Raw genomic sequence first — 12,829 nt, forward strand, 5'->3', positions numbered from 1 at the left:
GGTACATATGGTAAAAAATGATTGATTTGTCCTTCTTTATAAAGAGTATTTTACGATCATATTTTCTTCCCCTTATCTCTTTTACGTGTTGCGTTAATAAAAGTTTCATCCTACATGCTTCCTGTTGTTAATGATGTAGCTTCTGTAACCGAATTATCGATAGACATCTCTTTGTGGAGATAATACGCTACAAACGGTAATTGTAAACATATATTTAATTTTTAGTGAGAAAAACATGGTAAAGCAGATATATAAAAGTTGACAATTATTTTAATGTGTTTATAGTAGGTAGTATAATAACTACTAAAGGGAGTAAGAAGTGGAAGAAATTTATAATGAACTTCAAAAGTTGGGTTTTTCTAAATATGAATGTAAAGCTTATATAAGCTTGCTAAAGAAATCTCCTAGTACAGGATATGAAATTAGTAAGCTTTCAGGAGTTCCACGATCGATGATATATGAAGTGATAGCTAAATTGTTGGATAAGGGTGCGATATATAAAGTGCCTTCTGATCCAGTGAAATATAGTCCTGTACCTGCTAAGGAATTAATTACAAGGTTTAGGAGCCAATTTGAACAGTCATTTGATTACCTAGAAAAAAATTTAATGACATTAGAAGGAGAACGCGAAGCAGATGTTATTTGGCATATCCGAAGTGACGAACTAGTTATAGCGGAAATAGTTGATTTAATTGGCAAGGCTGAAAAAGAACTATGGTTATCAGTATGGGAGCCACAAACTCCTATGATACAAGAAGCTGTCGATCAGCGTCATGAAGAAGGAGTTAAAATCTTTACTATTTTGTTCGGTAATCGACATTTACAATTAGGTTCGACTTATCACCATAACTACATGCCACCAGATGTAGTGAAAGAAAGAACAGGTGGTCATTTAACAATTGCTGCTAGAGATGGAGAAGAGGTAATCATAGCAAATTTTTCTGAAGAAACACCTGCTTGGGCAGTCAAATCGAAAGATCCTGCACTTATATTAGTCGCAACTGAATATATTAGGCATGATATTATGATTGAAGAAATCACTCGTAAATTTGGTGAGGATAAATTAGATTCACTATGGAGAAAGGACAATGACCTTCTTCATGTTGTAACAGGAAAGCGGTTCAAATGAATTGAGCCGCCTTTTTTACACACGAATTATTAGTAGTTAGAAAGATAACATCTAATATTAAGTTGTTATGTAAACTTGTGAAGGGAGAAATGTGATGCCTAGCATAAATGTTGAACAAAAAAACATATCCCAGAGAAAAAAACTACAAAATAGTCACTTGTTCTTAAAAGGATCAAGGGTTGCTCTACCAATTGCGATTGGTTATTTTCCGATTGCAGTTACATTCGGAATGATTGCTGTCCAATCAGGTTTGTCGCTATGGCATTCAACCTTTATGTCAATCGCTGTCTTTGCAGGTGCGAGTCAATTTATGGCAGCAAGTATGGTGATGGTCAATGCAACAGTAATCGAAATTATTGTAGCTACATTTGTCCTTAATTTTCGTCATTTCATTATGAGCATGTCATTCATAAATAAACTAAACCATATTCCGATTAAGTGGAAAGCTTTGTTATCTTTCGGTATAACAGATGAAACATTTTCAGTATTTTCATTACAAGGTAAGGAAAAAGATGCCACAAATCATTTTTTTATTCTAGGCATATTTGCAACAGCGTATGTATCATGGATAGCAGGGACTCTTGTTGGTGGACTTTTTTCGAGTATTTTTCCGCCGGTTATTAGTCAAGGTATGTCCGTCGGTCTATATGCAATGTTCATTGCCCTGGTAGTACCAGTAGCGCGGAAATCAAGGTTAGTATTGTGCATCGTTGTAATAAGTATGGTCATTTGTACATTTGCGTCAATGATTGTAAGCTCAGGTTGGGCTATTGTCATAGCTACACTTATAAGTAGCCTCATAGGTGTGTTTTTCAAAGAACGAGAATCTATACAACAAAATAGCTAGTAAACTTGCATTGATCAAAGTATACCCAATCACAAAAGGGTAGGTTAATAAATGTTATCAATGATAGAAATGAGGTTTGTAGATGATATGGAGATATTATTAATTATTATTGGTATGGCAATTGTAACATTTATACCTCGTGTTATCCCAGCATTTGTCATTAATTTTGTTACATTTCCCAATTGGGTTAATCGTTGGTTATCATATATCCCATATGCTGCATTGGGGGCACTGATTTTCCCAGGGATTTTAACAATTCAAGAAGATAATATTTTTATTGGCTTAACCGGAGGAATTGTTGCTGTATTATTGTCGTTATTACGTTTACACATTTTGTTAGTGTTATCAGGTTCAATCATAGCTGTCGTTATCATGTTAATAATGATGTAGTCTCTTTTCGGAAGCTTTGTTGCTAATGGGTAGAGTGATGAAGTTTTATCTGAGCCCCATAACGATGAGGTCATAATAAGACAACGCAAAAAAGGTGGATACAATCTTGTTCCACCTTTTTGTTATTTTCAAGTAAGTTATTTTACAACACGTAATACTACATCGATATTACCACGAGTAGCTTTTGAATATGGGCAAACGTGATGAGCTTCTTGAATTAATTCCTTCGCCACATCAACTTCCACACCAGGGATCTTCACATCAAGTTGAACTGCTAATTTAAATCCGCCAGCTGGATCGTTTCCAATTGATACTTGTGCAGTTACTTGAGTATCTCCAATCGCCATCTTTTTATTACGAGCAACTAATTTTAATGCACTTTCATAACAAGCTGCGTATCCTGCTGCAAATAATTGCTCTGGGTTAGTTCCACTTCCACCAGGACCTTGAAGTTCTTTCGGCATGCTTAAATCTAATTGAATAGCACCATCACTTGAAGAAACCTTTCCTTCTCTTCCACCTTGAACTGTAGCTTTTGCTGTATAAATTGCTTCCATTTTTCATTCTCCTTTATAATAAGCGTTACACAATTTAGTTGTGCACAATTTAATTTTGTAATACTAATATAACTAGTAAAATTTTATTTGTCAACAGTTTTTATTTATGTTTTGGAAGAGTATTGTGTCATCAGAATCATTATGTGCTGATCAACATGTAAATATTCAATATGTTTTTACGTTAAAAATAACTAACGTATTCTGAGTAGTTGACAATTAATGTGTAAAAAGATAATTTTATTTGTAAGAAATTAATTGTGCACAACTTTTTTGAAATGTAGGTGGAAAAAATGAACAATGATGAATTACTTAAATTAGATAACCAGCTCTGTTTCTCTGTTTATGCCTTATCTAGAGAAATTACTAAAATGTACCGACCATTATTAGATGAGATTGGCATAACATATCCTCAATATCTTGTTTTACTTGTACTGTGGGAAAGTGGAGAGAGCACAGTGAAAGAGTTAGGTGAACAATTGTTTTTAGATTCTGGGACTTTAACGCCCTTATTAAAAAGAATGCAAGATGGAGGGTTGATCGTTAGAGAAAGGTCTAGTGTAGATGAAAGAAGAGTGTTAATTAAATTAACAGAGGACGGGAAACTGTTACAAGAAAAAGCTATTTGTATACCAATGTCATTAATTGACAATGGTGAGATGTCATCAAATGAATTGGTTAGTATGAGGAAACTAGTTCAACAGCTACTTAATCAAGTACATCAAGTGAATGTAAAAAAGTAGTGATTATCATACATGCAATTATATAAAATGTTAAAATTAAAATGTAATGATATTTAACCACTTGCATTAATGTAGATTTTTGATAAAATAATTTTCAAACTTATATATTTATTAAACGATGAAGGATCAATAGTAACTGAAAATGTTGTTTAAGCGAATCAGGGATGGTGGAAGCCTGATAAAAAATCAGTGAAACGGCAATCTGGAGTTAATTTTCCAAAGAGGGTACTTAATTATTAGTATCAACTAGGGTGGAACCGCGGGAGACAAACTCTCGTCCCTAGGCGCTATTCGCCGAGGGATGGGGGTTTTTTTGTTTTTTCTCTATCTACAGGAGGAATAGTAATGATATAAAATATGGGCGTTATTAGGTGTAAAAGCTTAATAATTTCCATATAAAACACATTTTTTGAAGGAGTGTCTAACTATGTCTGTAACAATGGAGCAAGTTGTAGCACATGCAAAGCATAGAGGGTTTGTTTTCCCAGGTTCGGAAATATACGGGGGATTAGCTAATACATGGGATTATGGACCACTAGGTACAGAGTTGAAAAATAATATTAAAAAAGCTTGGTGGAATAAATTTGTTCAGCAATCACCTTATAATGTAGGACTTGATGCTGCCATCTTAATGAACACAAAGACGTGGGAAGCATCTGGACATTTAGGAAATTTCAATGATCCGATGATTGATTGTAAAAAATGTAAAGCAAGACATCGTGCCGATAAGTTAATTGAAAATGCACTTGAAGACAAAGGGATTGAATTGGTAGTTGATGGACTTCCATTTGAAAAAATGGAAGATTTGATGACAGAGCATCAAATTACATGTCCAGATTGTGGAAGTGATGATTTTACGGGTATTCGTCAATTCAACCTTATGTTTAAAACACATCAAGGAGTTACTGAATCAAGTACCAATGAGATTTATCTACGACCAGAAACAGCTCAAGGGATTTTTGTTAACTTTAAAAATGTTCAGCGAACAATGAGAAAAAAGTTACCTTTTGGTATCGCTCAAATAGGAAAAAGTTTTCGTAATGAAATTACGCCTGGTAACTTTACTTTCCGTACAAGGGAATTTGAACAAATGGAAATTGAGTTTTTCTGTAAGCCAGGTGAAGAAATTGATTGGTTTGACTATTGGAAGGAACAGGCTGAACAGTGGCTACTTTCTTTAGGTATGACGAAGGATCACATTCGTTTGCGAGATCATTCTGATGAAGAATTATCTCACTACAGTAATGCTACAACTGATTTTGAATATAAATTCCCATTTGGCTGGGGTGAGTTATGGGGAATTGCATCTCGAACGGACTACGATCTTAAGCAGCATATGGAACACTCAGGTGAGGACTTCAATTATATTGATCAGACGACAAATGAACGTTATATTCCATATTGTATTGAGCCTTCGCTTGGTGCGGACCGTGTAACATTAGCATTTTTAATTGATGCTTATGAAGAAGAAGCATTGGAAGATGGAACTTCCCGAACAGTGATGCATTTTCATCCAGCTTTAGCACCTATTAAGGCTGCAATTTTGCCATTATCGAAAAAACTATCCGATGAAGCAAAACAAGTATTCCAAGATCTTGCTAAAGACTTTATGGTTGATTACGATGATGCCGGCTCTATTGGGAAACGTTATCGTCGACATGATGAAATTGGAACACCATACTGTATCACATATGACTTCGATTCGAAGGATGATAACATGGTAACCGTTCGTGATCGTGATACAATGGAACAACAGCGTTTACCTATTAATGAATTAAAAAGCTTCCTAGAAGAAAAAGTTAGATTTTAATAGAAAAGCGTAAGCGCCTTGTTCATCCCCGACAAGCGGTGGAAGCATTTCGCTTGAAGTCGCTTTTTGACTTCATGAGAAATGGTGAAGCGACTCGAGAGGATAGGCGCAGTAGCTGGACAGGTAGAAAAGTGTAGCCGACCCAATTCCATCTAAAACCAGCCCACGTCCTGTGGGCGACGGTGGAACCCAAAAACACCAGAGGGTGCATTTTACCTTCTGGTGTTTCTTTGTAAGCGATCCTTAGCTAAAAAATTTAAAAAAGCGTAAGCAGCTGTTTTGATGCAATCAAGAACCTCATAGAAAGTAAAGGGCTTCAATAAATGAAAGTGTGATTTATTAGTCAAGTAACTTAAGATTCAGGAATGATAGTAACGGCAAGTGTTCGAACTGGAATATCTTCTTCATTACGATCGTTAGCATGATTGTAGTATTTAGTTATTAATGTATTGAGGTCGCTTTGAAATTCTAAAAACTTTTCATCATTTAATTTTAGCTCCACTACCGAAAAAGTAGCGCCATCCTCTGAATTACCTTGCTCTTCTAATTTAGTCAAATAACTTTGATATTGATTCAATAGTGTCAATTGATAATAGGAAACATAATCAATTTTTTTTTCACTAGAAATTGTTTGCCATTCTGCAATATTTAGTCTAGCTGCATCCTCATTTAAGGTGTAATACTTTTCTGAAACAGATTTCACCTTTTTTTCTTTCAATACGCTAATAACACCAGCATCAAGCATAACTTGTATATGTCTGTATAGTGTTGCTTGGGGTACATCTTTAATGAGCTTAACCATCTCTAATGGTGTTAGTCCATTTTTATTGTTGCGCATAAGCACCTGAGAAATTTTCATTCTCACAGGGTGCATTAAGATTTCTACCTTATTTTTCATATATCTCACCTTTTATTAGTAGTGTGTTTTACTGTTCTAATTTCATTCTCATTATAAATAATAATAATAACGTTTGCAATACGTACAGTTCAATGTTATCATTATCAATAATGATAATAAAATTGAGGAGTGATAATATGAAGTTACATTATGGGCTGGATGAATTAAAAGGTGTTGATTTTATGCCTTTGTTACCTGTTATTTTGCCAGTGATAGCATTGAGTACATTATTGGTTTTAATTGCGTTAATTGACTTGTATAGGCATCGAAATACGAGACAAAACGTACTTATGTGGTCCTTTATTATACTTTTGGTAAATACATTTGGACCGGTATTTTACTTTATTCATGGGAGAAAGGATGGTGAGGTAAGATGAAATTAGAGGTTAAGAATGTAACAAAAAAATTTAAGGGTAAATTGGCTGTAAATCATTTCTCAATGGACATAAAAACAGGAGAATGTGTAGGTTTAATAGGACCAAATGGGGCGGGGAAATCTACATTATTAAAAGTGATCTCTGATATTATTTTTCCTAATTCAGGAGAAGTGCTATTGGATGGGAAGCATGTTTCAAAAATGAAGAGGGAAATCGGTTATTTGCCTCAACATCCAGAATTTTTCCCATGGATGACAGCCATTGAAACATTAATGTTTATGGGTCAGTTATCTAATGTAAACAAAGAGGAATTAACTCACTCAATACCTAATGTTTTAGAAAAAGTGGGGTTGAAAGGAGAAGAAAATTCAAAAGTAGGTACATTTTCTGGTGGAATGAAACAACGGCTTGGTATAGCTCAAGCTTTATTACATCGACCTGCACTTATCGTAATGGATGAACCAGTATCAGCTTTAGATCCCATTGGGAGAAGAGAAGTGTTAAATTTGATCGAAGAAATTAAAAAGGAGACGACAGTATTATTATCAACTCATATACTTGCAGATGCTGAAGAAATATGTGATAGATTTATTATCATTAAAAATGGGAAGAAAATTAAAGATACTACTGCCATCGATTTGTTAAGTCAGTATAGTCAAAAGATCTTGAGAGTAGTGATTGATAGCAATGATCAAAAATGGGTTGATGTTGTAAAAGCACTTCCCTTTGTGAAGGATGTGGAAGTCACTGGACATACATTGAAAATAAAAGTCGAAAATATAGAAACAAGTAAAGATTTATTGTTAAAAAATGCATTAGAACATGAAGTAAACCTGGTCAAGTTTGAAATCAATAGTGATACATTAGAAGATATTTTCTTGAGAATGGTGGTGGGAGCATGAATAGCTTTATTGTCCTAACTAAAAAAGAGTTTGTACAGATGTTACGTGACTATAAATTAATTTGGCTTCCTCTTATTTTTATCATCCTAGGGATAACTCAACCAGTGGTCACACTTTTTTTACCATCAATCATTGAATCATTAGGAGGGGGGACAGGTATTACAATTGATCCAAGTATATATACCCAAAGCGGAGGAGAAGTACTTGCAAGCACTTTTGGCTCACAATTTGATCAACTTGGACTTATCATTCTTATCATTTCAACAATGGGTATCATACACACAGATAAAGTAAATGGTATGTTGGCATTTATTTTAACAAGACCAGTTAATATTATTTCATATATAAGTGGAAAGGTTATACCAAATTTCTTAATGGCGTCTTTTGGTGTAATAATAGGATTCTTTGTTTCTTATCTATATGTTATTTATCTATTTACACATGTTTCATTTTCACGAATGATTATTGCTATGTTATTTTATCTTGTATGGGTACTATTTATTGTCACATTTACAACGATGATTAGTACTATCTTTAACAGTCAAGGACTTATCGCGATTCTTTCCATTGTCTTTCTACTAGTGTGTAGAATGATACTCGGTTTGAACCCTATTATGGACTTTGTTAATCCTGCTATAATGAGTAAAAATGGTATGGAAGTGCTAGCTACAGGGTCAATAAGTTCTAGTGCTGCCGGTAATTTGTTTATAACACTTATATGGGTTGCACTTATACTTTTTGTAATAAATTATTGGATTTCCAACAAAAAGTATAATAAATAGATGGGCTACAGATAAAAAAATATGTATAGCCTTAGGTGCGTATGATAAAAGGCTATTTACTAATAATATAGCATTTATGCTATTCTCATTGTTTTCAGAACAATAGATACTATGAAACTCTAGTATAGTGTCGAATTTATACCTTTGTACTAATAGCAGGGGACACCTGTTTCGAATATGAAGATATTATAGCGAATGCTAAACAAAATAAATCAGCTTTATTAAGAAGAATTACTTGGAAAGTGGGAATTATAATTTGAGAATAATCTTGAGGAAATTACAGCACATCGTTTGTTATGGTATAAGAAATGATCGCTCAAAAAACATGACTAATCATTTCTTATACCAAATTTTTTCAAACTAATGTTATTCGTGGTTGCTCACACAAGATTTGGGTAAATAAATTTGCTTACAGTGAGTGTTTTTCATTTTATTTTACATCATAAATGAGAATTATTATATTGCCCAATTCCCGTTACGAAACAGTGGTTCTTTTGTTCCGTCAGGTAATAAACCGTCAATATCCATATCAGCGGTACCTACCATAAAGTCTTCGTGAAGTACACTTGTATTTACGCCGTTTTTCTCTAGCTCTTCTTTATCCATCGTAGTACCAGCCTCGATACATGTTGGATATGCACTACCGATAGCTAAATGATTAGAGGCATTTTCATCAAATAATGTATTATAAAAAATAATATTAGAATTTGAAATTGGAGAGTCATGTGGAACTAATGCGACTTCTCCTAAATAATGCGACCCTTCGTCTGTTTCAATAAGACGTTTTAATGTTTCTTCACCTTTTTCAGCTTTGCAGTCAACAATCTTGCCATTCTCAAAGGTTAATGTAAAGTTTTCAATCAAATTACCACGGTAATTAAATGGTTTGGAACTCGATACATAGCCATTTACACCAGTTTTTAGTGGCATAGTAAATACTTCTTCTGTCGGGATATTCGCAATGAAATACGTACCATCTTCATTTTTGCCTCCACCCCCAAGCCAAATATGGTTCGTAGGTAGCTCTATGGTGAGGTCTGTATTAGATGCTGTATAATGTAATGCTTTATATTTCTTTTCATTGAGAAACTTTACACGAGCTTGTAAAGTTTTGTCATGCTCTTGCCATTGTTGAACTGGGTCTTCTAAATCAACACGTGTTGCTTTAAAAATGGCATTCCAAAGCAAGCCTACCTGCTCTTCCTCTTTTGCATCAGGAAATACTTTTGCTGCCCATTCTTTCGACGGAACAGCGATAACAGTCCAACTAACTTTATCTGATTGAATATAGTTTCTAAACTTTTCTAATGCTTTACCTTGTGCTTTTTGTGCAGCAGCGACTCTATCAGGGTTAACACCTTGTAATAAATCTGGATTTGTAGAAGTAATCGATAAGAATGCTGCTCCATCTTCAGCCATCTCTTCTCGTCCTTGAGCTTTCCAAAGTGGAAATTCTTTAAATGCATCGTCTGGAGCGAGGTCGTATTTCATTCTTGTAATCGTGTCGTCGCCCCATTCAACATGAACATTTTTTGCACCAGCTTCATAGGCTTTTTTAGTAACAAGACGAACAAATTCAACTGTTGAAATTGATGCTGATATATATAGGGATTGTTTTTCTTGAATATTTACACCAATTTTCACAGCTAATTCTGCATATTTTTCTAAATTACGCTGAAAATTTGCCATCATTAGATTCTCCTTTATCATAATATTTTTTCGGTATGTGAGGACATGATATACTTATGTAAGAAAATGATCCTTTCATCATTGTACACTAACTAAGTTAAGTACGCATAATGAATAGATCCAAGGAAATACAGTTAAGTGCTACTGTTTTATTTCTCGAATATTTTCTTATTATATCATTATCTTCCTATAGATTTTCAAATGTCTAAACATATTAAAAGGCTGTTTTTTACATGCATGTTGTTTTGCGTACTAAACAATAAGTACGTATTCAAGCTCTTAAATGATGAAAGCTGAATACAACTCATCTGCCTTTTTAATATAATTACAATAGCAAAAAAGTATACGAAAAAAGCTAATTGAAATAAAGAGGTGTCAAATGGTTGGTGTAATGGCTACAAAAAAAAGAGAATTAAACAAAAGACAGATGAACAGTCCGGTTGGACCGATTTTATTAATAGCATCAGATGAATTTTTATATGAAATTATCTTTGTTTCGTCAAGTACCTTCAATAAAGAGTATTATGATTCAATGAATAACAATGAAAATAACGAAATTTTAAATGAATCGGTAAAGCAATTAGAAGAATATTTTCGTGGACAAAGAATACAATTTGATCTTCCGTTGAAAGTGGAAGGAACGTCATTCCAAAAACAGGCATGGCAAGCACTAACAACGATTCCTTTTGGACATACGATAAGCTACCAAGAACAAGCTCAAGTGTTAGGTGACCCGAAAAAAGCTAGGGCGATAGGTGGCGCTAATAGTAAAAATTCAATACCTATCATTATCCCTTGTCATCGAGTGATTGGGAAAAATGGTAAGCTAACAGGGTTTGCTGGAGGAATTGATATTAAAGAGGCATTACTAAAGCATGAAGAAAAATACTATAAGAACGTAACTCACCCTTAAGAGGATGGAGTTACGTTCTTAGCTACATCCTATATTGTTACATAGCTTTTTCAGCTACTAAATTTTCTAATGTTTCGATCATATCTTCTAATTTCTTGAAGCTTGAAACGATATTTTTAATACGATTATTTTGTTCTTCCATATGTGCCAGTATCTCTTGAGATGAAGCAGAGCTTTGCTGTGTTATGCTTGAGATTGACAAGATTTCGTTTGAAATACGGTGACTATCCCCTAAGATTTCAGCAAGCATGTCATTAACTTTTCCGGATTCTTCTTCTACTTCTTCACTTGTACTTTTAATTGTTTTAAAGGTCTCTTGGACGACCTTCATTACTTGCTCACTTTGTAAAATTGCATTTTCTCCGAGGTTTGTTTGTTCGGCAGCATGTAACGTTTTGTCTTGTATACCATTTAAAATAGAAGTGATTTCTGCAGTCGAGTGTCGAGAGTCCTCCGCAAGCTTTCTCACTTCGTCAGCAACGACCGCAAAGCCTTTTCCGTGTTCCCCTGCACGTGCTGCTTCTATTGCCGCATTGAGAGCTAGCAGGTTTGTTTGCTCTGAGATGCCAGTTATTTTATTTACTATCCCTTCTATCTTATGATTTTGATTGCTTAAGTCATTCATAACAGCTACTGTCGAATTTATTATTGTGTGAACTTTCTCTATTTCTCCCATTAAAACTTCAACATTGTTGTTGCCATCTTGTATCGTTTTCAATGTCTCTTCTGATAGGTTATTCATATGGTTGGAGACGGATGTAACATTCTCTATAGAGCTATCTGCTGATTGAATAGCTTCATTAATATCAACAACACTAGCGGCTTGACTTTCTATCCCTTTAGTTACTTCTAAAAATGAAACAGTAATTTCTTCAGAAATTTCTTCTGTTTTTTTGGAGTGATCTTCTAAGTCAGTTTCAAATCTATGTAAAAATTCAACTGTAGATTTAATATTCCCAAGTAAAGAGTCGGTATGTTCTTTCGCTTGTAAAACTTGTTCATATGTTTCTTGATTTTCTAAACGCATACGTTTACTAAATACACCTTGAATAATATTTACCAATATAATAAGTACAATCATCGCATCGATACCGATAATATCGGTCTTATTCATTGCAGCAAAAGCAGTAGAATCATGATTCAAAAAGAAATAATTGGATATAGCAATATTTGAAATAGCGGTTAAAATGATAGGTATGTAATTTTCATACAGTGAGATCACTGTTACGTAAAGAACAACTAGGAAAAACATAATAATTGATGGGTCTACACTAAAAACGACATATGTAGTAATAACGGAAGAAAGAACGACTAGATACATCGTATAAAAGATGAATTTCCTTTTCAAAATTAATACAGTGATGATTGTGTTAATAATTAGATCAGGTATGGATTGTATAAGGCTTAAGCGTAATCCAGCATGGAAAAAATTCCATAAAAAAACACTTGTAAATGTAAACCATAGTATTGAGATAAGTAGTTTATTTCTTTTTTCAACTAATTCTATGTTTGTCATAAGTATGAACCCCCTTACCTAAAATGCCTCTTGGGCTCTTTGATTTTACCATTTTTTATATAATTAATTCATTAAGATATAAATTCGGTTTTTGACATATTTGTGACAATAGAATTTCTACTTCATATATTGAGAAGGCTATTTGATATAATATTAATATAAATAACTAGGCTTTTTTCGTAAGCCCTGTTGCTATTTATCCTAAACTAGAAGATAATGATGTTGTTTTACTTAACAGTCATTCTTTTTTAGAGGAAAAGATGCCAAGAAATCTAGTGG

General features: G+C 33.9%; 13 protein-coding genes. 9 read left to right on the forward strand and 4 right to left on the reverse strand.

From position 1 onward, the window contains the following. Nucleotides 1–319 precede the first annotated feature (319 nt). The 3 genes from V1503_RS10855 (at nt 320) to V1503_RS10865 (ending at nt 2,366) form a co-directional block, all read left to right on the forward strand. Nucleotides 320–1,129: a TrmB family transcriptional regulator gene (locus V1503_RS10855; RefSeq protein ID WP_214482893.1), complete on the forward strand. Its 810-nt coding sequence runs from the start codon at nt 320–322 to the stop codon at nt 1,127–1,129. 94 nt (nt 1,130–1,223) lie between these two features. After that, entirely contained in the window at nt 1,224–1,976 is a 753-nt protein-coding gene (locus tag V1503_RS10860; protein WP_410626842.1) for an AzlC family ABC transporter permease, read from the forward strand. 51 nt (nt 1,977–2,027) lie between these two features. After that, a complete protein-coding gene (locus tag V1503_RS10865; protein WP_250886660.1) occupies nt 2,028–2,366 on the forward strand; it encodes an AzlD domain-containing protein in 339 nt (112 codons plus the stop codon). Between the two features lie 137 nt (nt 2,367–2,503). Here the strand turns inward: V1503_RS10865 and V1503_RS10870 are convergent, their stop codons facing one another. After that, nucleotides 2,504–2,923, reverse strand: coding sequence for an organic hydroperoxide resistance protein (locus tag V1503_RS10870; RefSeq protein ID WP_214482895.1), 420 nt, complete (start codon nt 2,921–2,923; stop codon nt 2,504–2,506). 290 nt (nt 2,924–3,213) lie between these two features. Between V1503_RS10870 and V1503_RS10875 the strand changes: the two genes are divergently transcribed. Together V1503_RS10875 and V1503_RS10880 are read left to right on the forward strand one after the other, a co-directional pair. Continuing rightward, entirely contained in the window at nt 3,214–3,663 is a 450-nt protein-coding gene (locus tag V1503_RS10875) for a MarR family winged helix-turn-helix transcriptional regulator (RefSeq protein WP_410626845.1), read from the forward strand. A gap of 427 nt (nt 3,664–4,090) precedes the next feature. After that, on the forward strand, nt 4,091–5,473 hold the full coding sequence (locus tag V1503_RS10880; RefSeq protein WP_214482897.1) for a glycine--tRNA ligase: 1,383 nt from the start codon (nt 4,091–4,093) through the stop codon (nt 5,471–5,473). 352 nt (nt 5,474–5,825) lie between these two features. Here V1503_RS10880 and V1503_RS10885 read toward each other — a convergent pair whose 3' ends face one another. Then, nucleotides 5,826–6,371: a helix-turn-helix domain-containing protein gene (locus V1503_RS10885; protein WP_410626848.1), complete on the reverse strand. Its 546-nt coding sequence runs from the start codon at nt 6,369–6,371 to the stop codon at nt 5,826–5,828. 137 nt (nt 6,372–6,508) lie between these two features. Between V1503_RS10885 and V1503_RS10890 the strand changes: the two genes are divergently transcribed. The 3 genes from V1503_RS10890 to V1503_RS10900 are packed head-to-tail and all read left to right on the forward strand — an operon-like array spanning nt 6,509 to nt 8,432. Then, nucleotides 6,509–6,748, forward strand: a complete 240-nt coding sequence (locus V1503_RS10890; protein WP_320257929.1) for a PLD nuclease N-terminal domain-containing protein — start codon at nt 6,509–6,511, stop codon at nt 6,746–6,748. After that, a complete protein-coding gene (locus V1503_RS10895) occupies nt 6,745–7,650 on the forward strand; it encodes an ABC transporter ATP-binding protein (protein WP_410626851.1) in 906 nt (301 codons plus the stop codon). Before V1503_RS10890 ends, V1503_RS10895 begins: the two co-directional genes overlap by 4 nt. Then, a complete protein-coding gene (locus V1503_RS10900) occupies nt 7,647–8,432 on the forward strand; it encodes an ABC transporter permease (RefSeq protein ID WP_410626853.1) in 786 nt (261 codons plus the stop codon). The genes V1503_RS10895 and V1503_RS10900 overlap by 4 nt, the downstream gene beginning before the upstream one ends. Before the next feature lie 456 nt (nt 8,433–8,888). Here the strand turns inward: V1503_RS10900 and V1503_RS10905 are convergent, their stop codons facing one another. Continuing rightward, complete coding sequence (locus V1503_RS10905; protein WP_410626855.1) at nt 8,889–10,121, reverse strand: aminopeptidase; 1,233 nt, start codon at nt 10,119–10,121, stop codon at nt 8,889–8,891. 379 nt (nt 10,122–10,500) lie between these two features. On the opposite strand from V1503_RS10905, the gene V1503_RS10910 reads away from it, so the two are divergent. Beyond that, entirely contained in the window at nt 10,501–11,034 is a 534-nt protein-coding gene (locus tag V1503_RS10910; RefSeq protein WP_410626857.1) for a methylated-DNA--[protein]-cysteine S-methyltransferase, read from the forward strand. A gap of 37 nt (nt 11,035–11,071) precedes the next feature. Here the strand turns inward: V1503_RS10910 and V1503_RS25180 are convergent, their stop codons facing one another. Beyond that, on the reverse strand, nt 11,072–12,550 hold the full coding sequence (locus V1503_RS25180; protein WP_410626860.1) for a methyl-accepting chemotaxis protein: 1,479 nt from the start codon (nt 12,548–12,550) through the stop codon (nt 11,072–11,074). Nucleotides 12,551–12,829: the final 279 nt, after the last annotated feature.

The organism is Nanhaiella sioensis (assembly GCF_046557775.1).
GTDB lineage: Bacteria > Bacillota > Bacilli > Bacillales > SM2101 > Nanhaiella > Nanhaiella sioensis.

What these genes read in the sequence shown, in the direction of transcription:
- V1503_RS10910 (WP_410626857.1), top strand. Translation starts at nt 10,501, where the DNA reads ATGGTTGGTGTAATGGCTACAAAAAAAAGAGAATTAAACAAAAGACAG.
- V1503_RS10860 (WP_410626842.1), top strand. Translation starts at nt 1,224, where the DNA reads ATGCCTAGCATAAATGTTGAACAAAAAAACATATCCCAGAGAAAAAAA.
- V1503_RS10870 (WP_214482895.1), bottom strand. Translation starts at nt 2,923, where the DNA reads ATGGAAGCAATTTATACAGCAAAAGCTACAGTTCAAGGTGGAAGAGAA.
- V1503_RS10905 (WP_410626855.1), bottom strand. Translation starts at nt 10,121, where the DNA reads ATGGCAAATTTTCAGCGTAATTTAGAAAAATATGCAGAATTAGCTGTG.
- V1503_RS25180 (WP_410626860.1), bottom strand. Translation starts at nt 12,550, where the DNA reads ATGACAAACATAGAATTAGTTGAAAAAAGAAATAAACTACTTATCTCA.
- V1503_RS10900 (WP_410626853.1), top strand. Translation starts at nt 7,647, where the DNA reads ATGAATAGCTTTATTGTCCTAACTAAAAAAGAGTTTGTACAGATGTTA.
- V1503_RS10865 (WP_250886660.1), top strand. Translation starts at nt 2,028, where the DNA reads ATGTTATCAATGATAGAAATGAGGTTTGTAGATGATATGGAGATATTA.
- V1503_RS10880 (WP_214482897.1), top strand. Translation starts at nt 4,091, where the DNA reads ATGTCTGTAACAATGGAGCAAGTTGTAGCACATGCAAAGCATAGAGGG.
- V1503_RS10890 (WP_320257929.1), top strand. Translation starts at nt 6,509, where the DNA reads ATGAAGTTACATTATGGGCTGGATGAATTAAAAGGTGTTGATTTTATG.
- V1503_RS10895 (WP_410626851.1), top strand. Translation starts at nt 6,745, where the DNA reads ATGAAATTAGAGGTTAAGAATGTAACAAAAAAATTTAAGGGTAAATTG.
- V1503_RS10885 (WP_410626848.1), bottom strand. Translation starts at nt 6,371, where the DNA reads ATGAAAAATAAGGTAGAAATCTTAATGCACCCTGTGAGAATGAAAATT.
- V1503_RS10875 (WP_410626845.1), top strand. Translation starts at nt 3,214, where the DNA reads ATGAACAATGATGAATTACTTAAATTAGATAACCAGCTCTGTTTCTCT.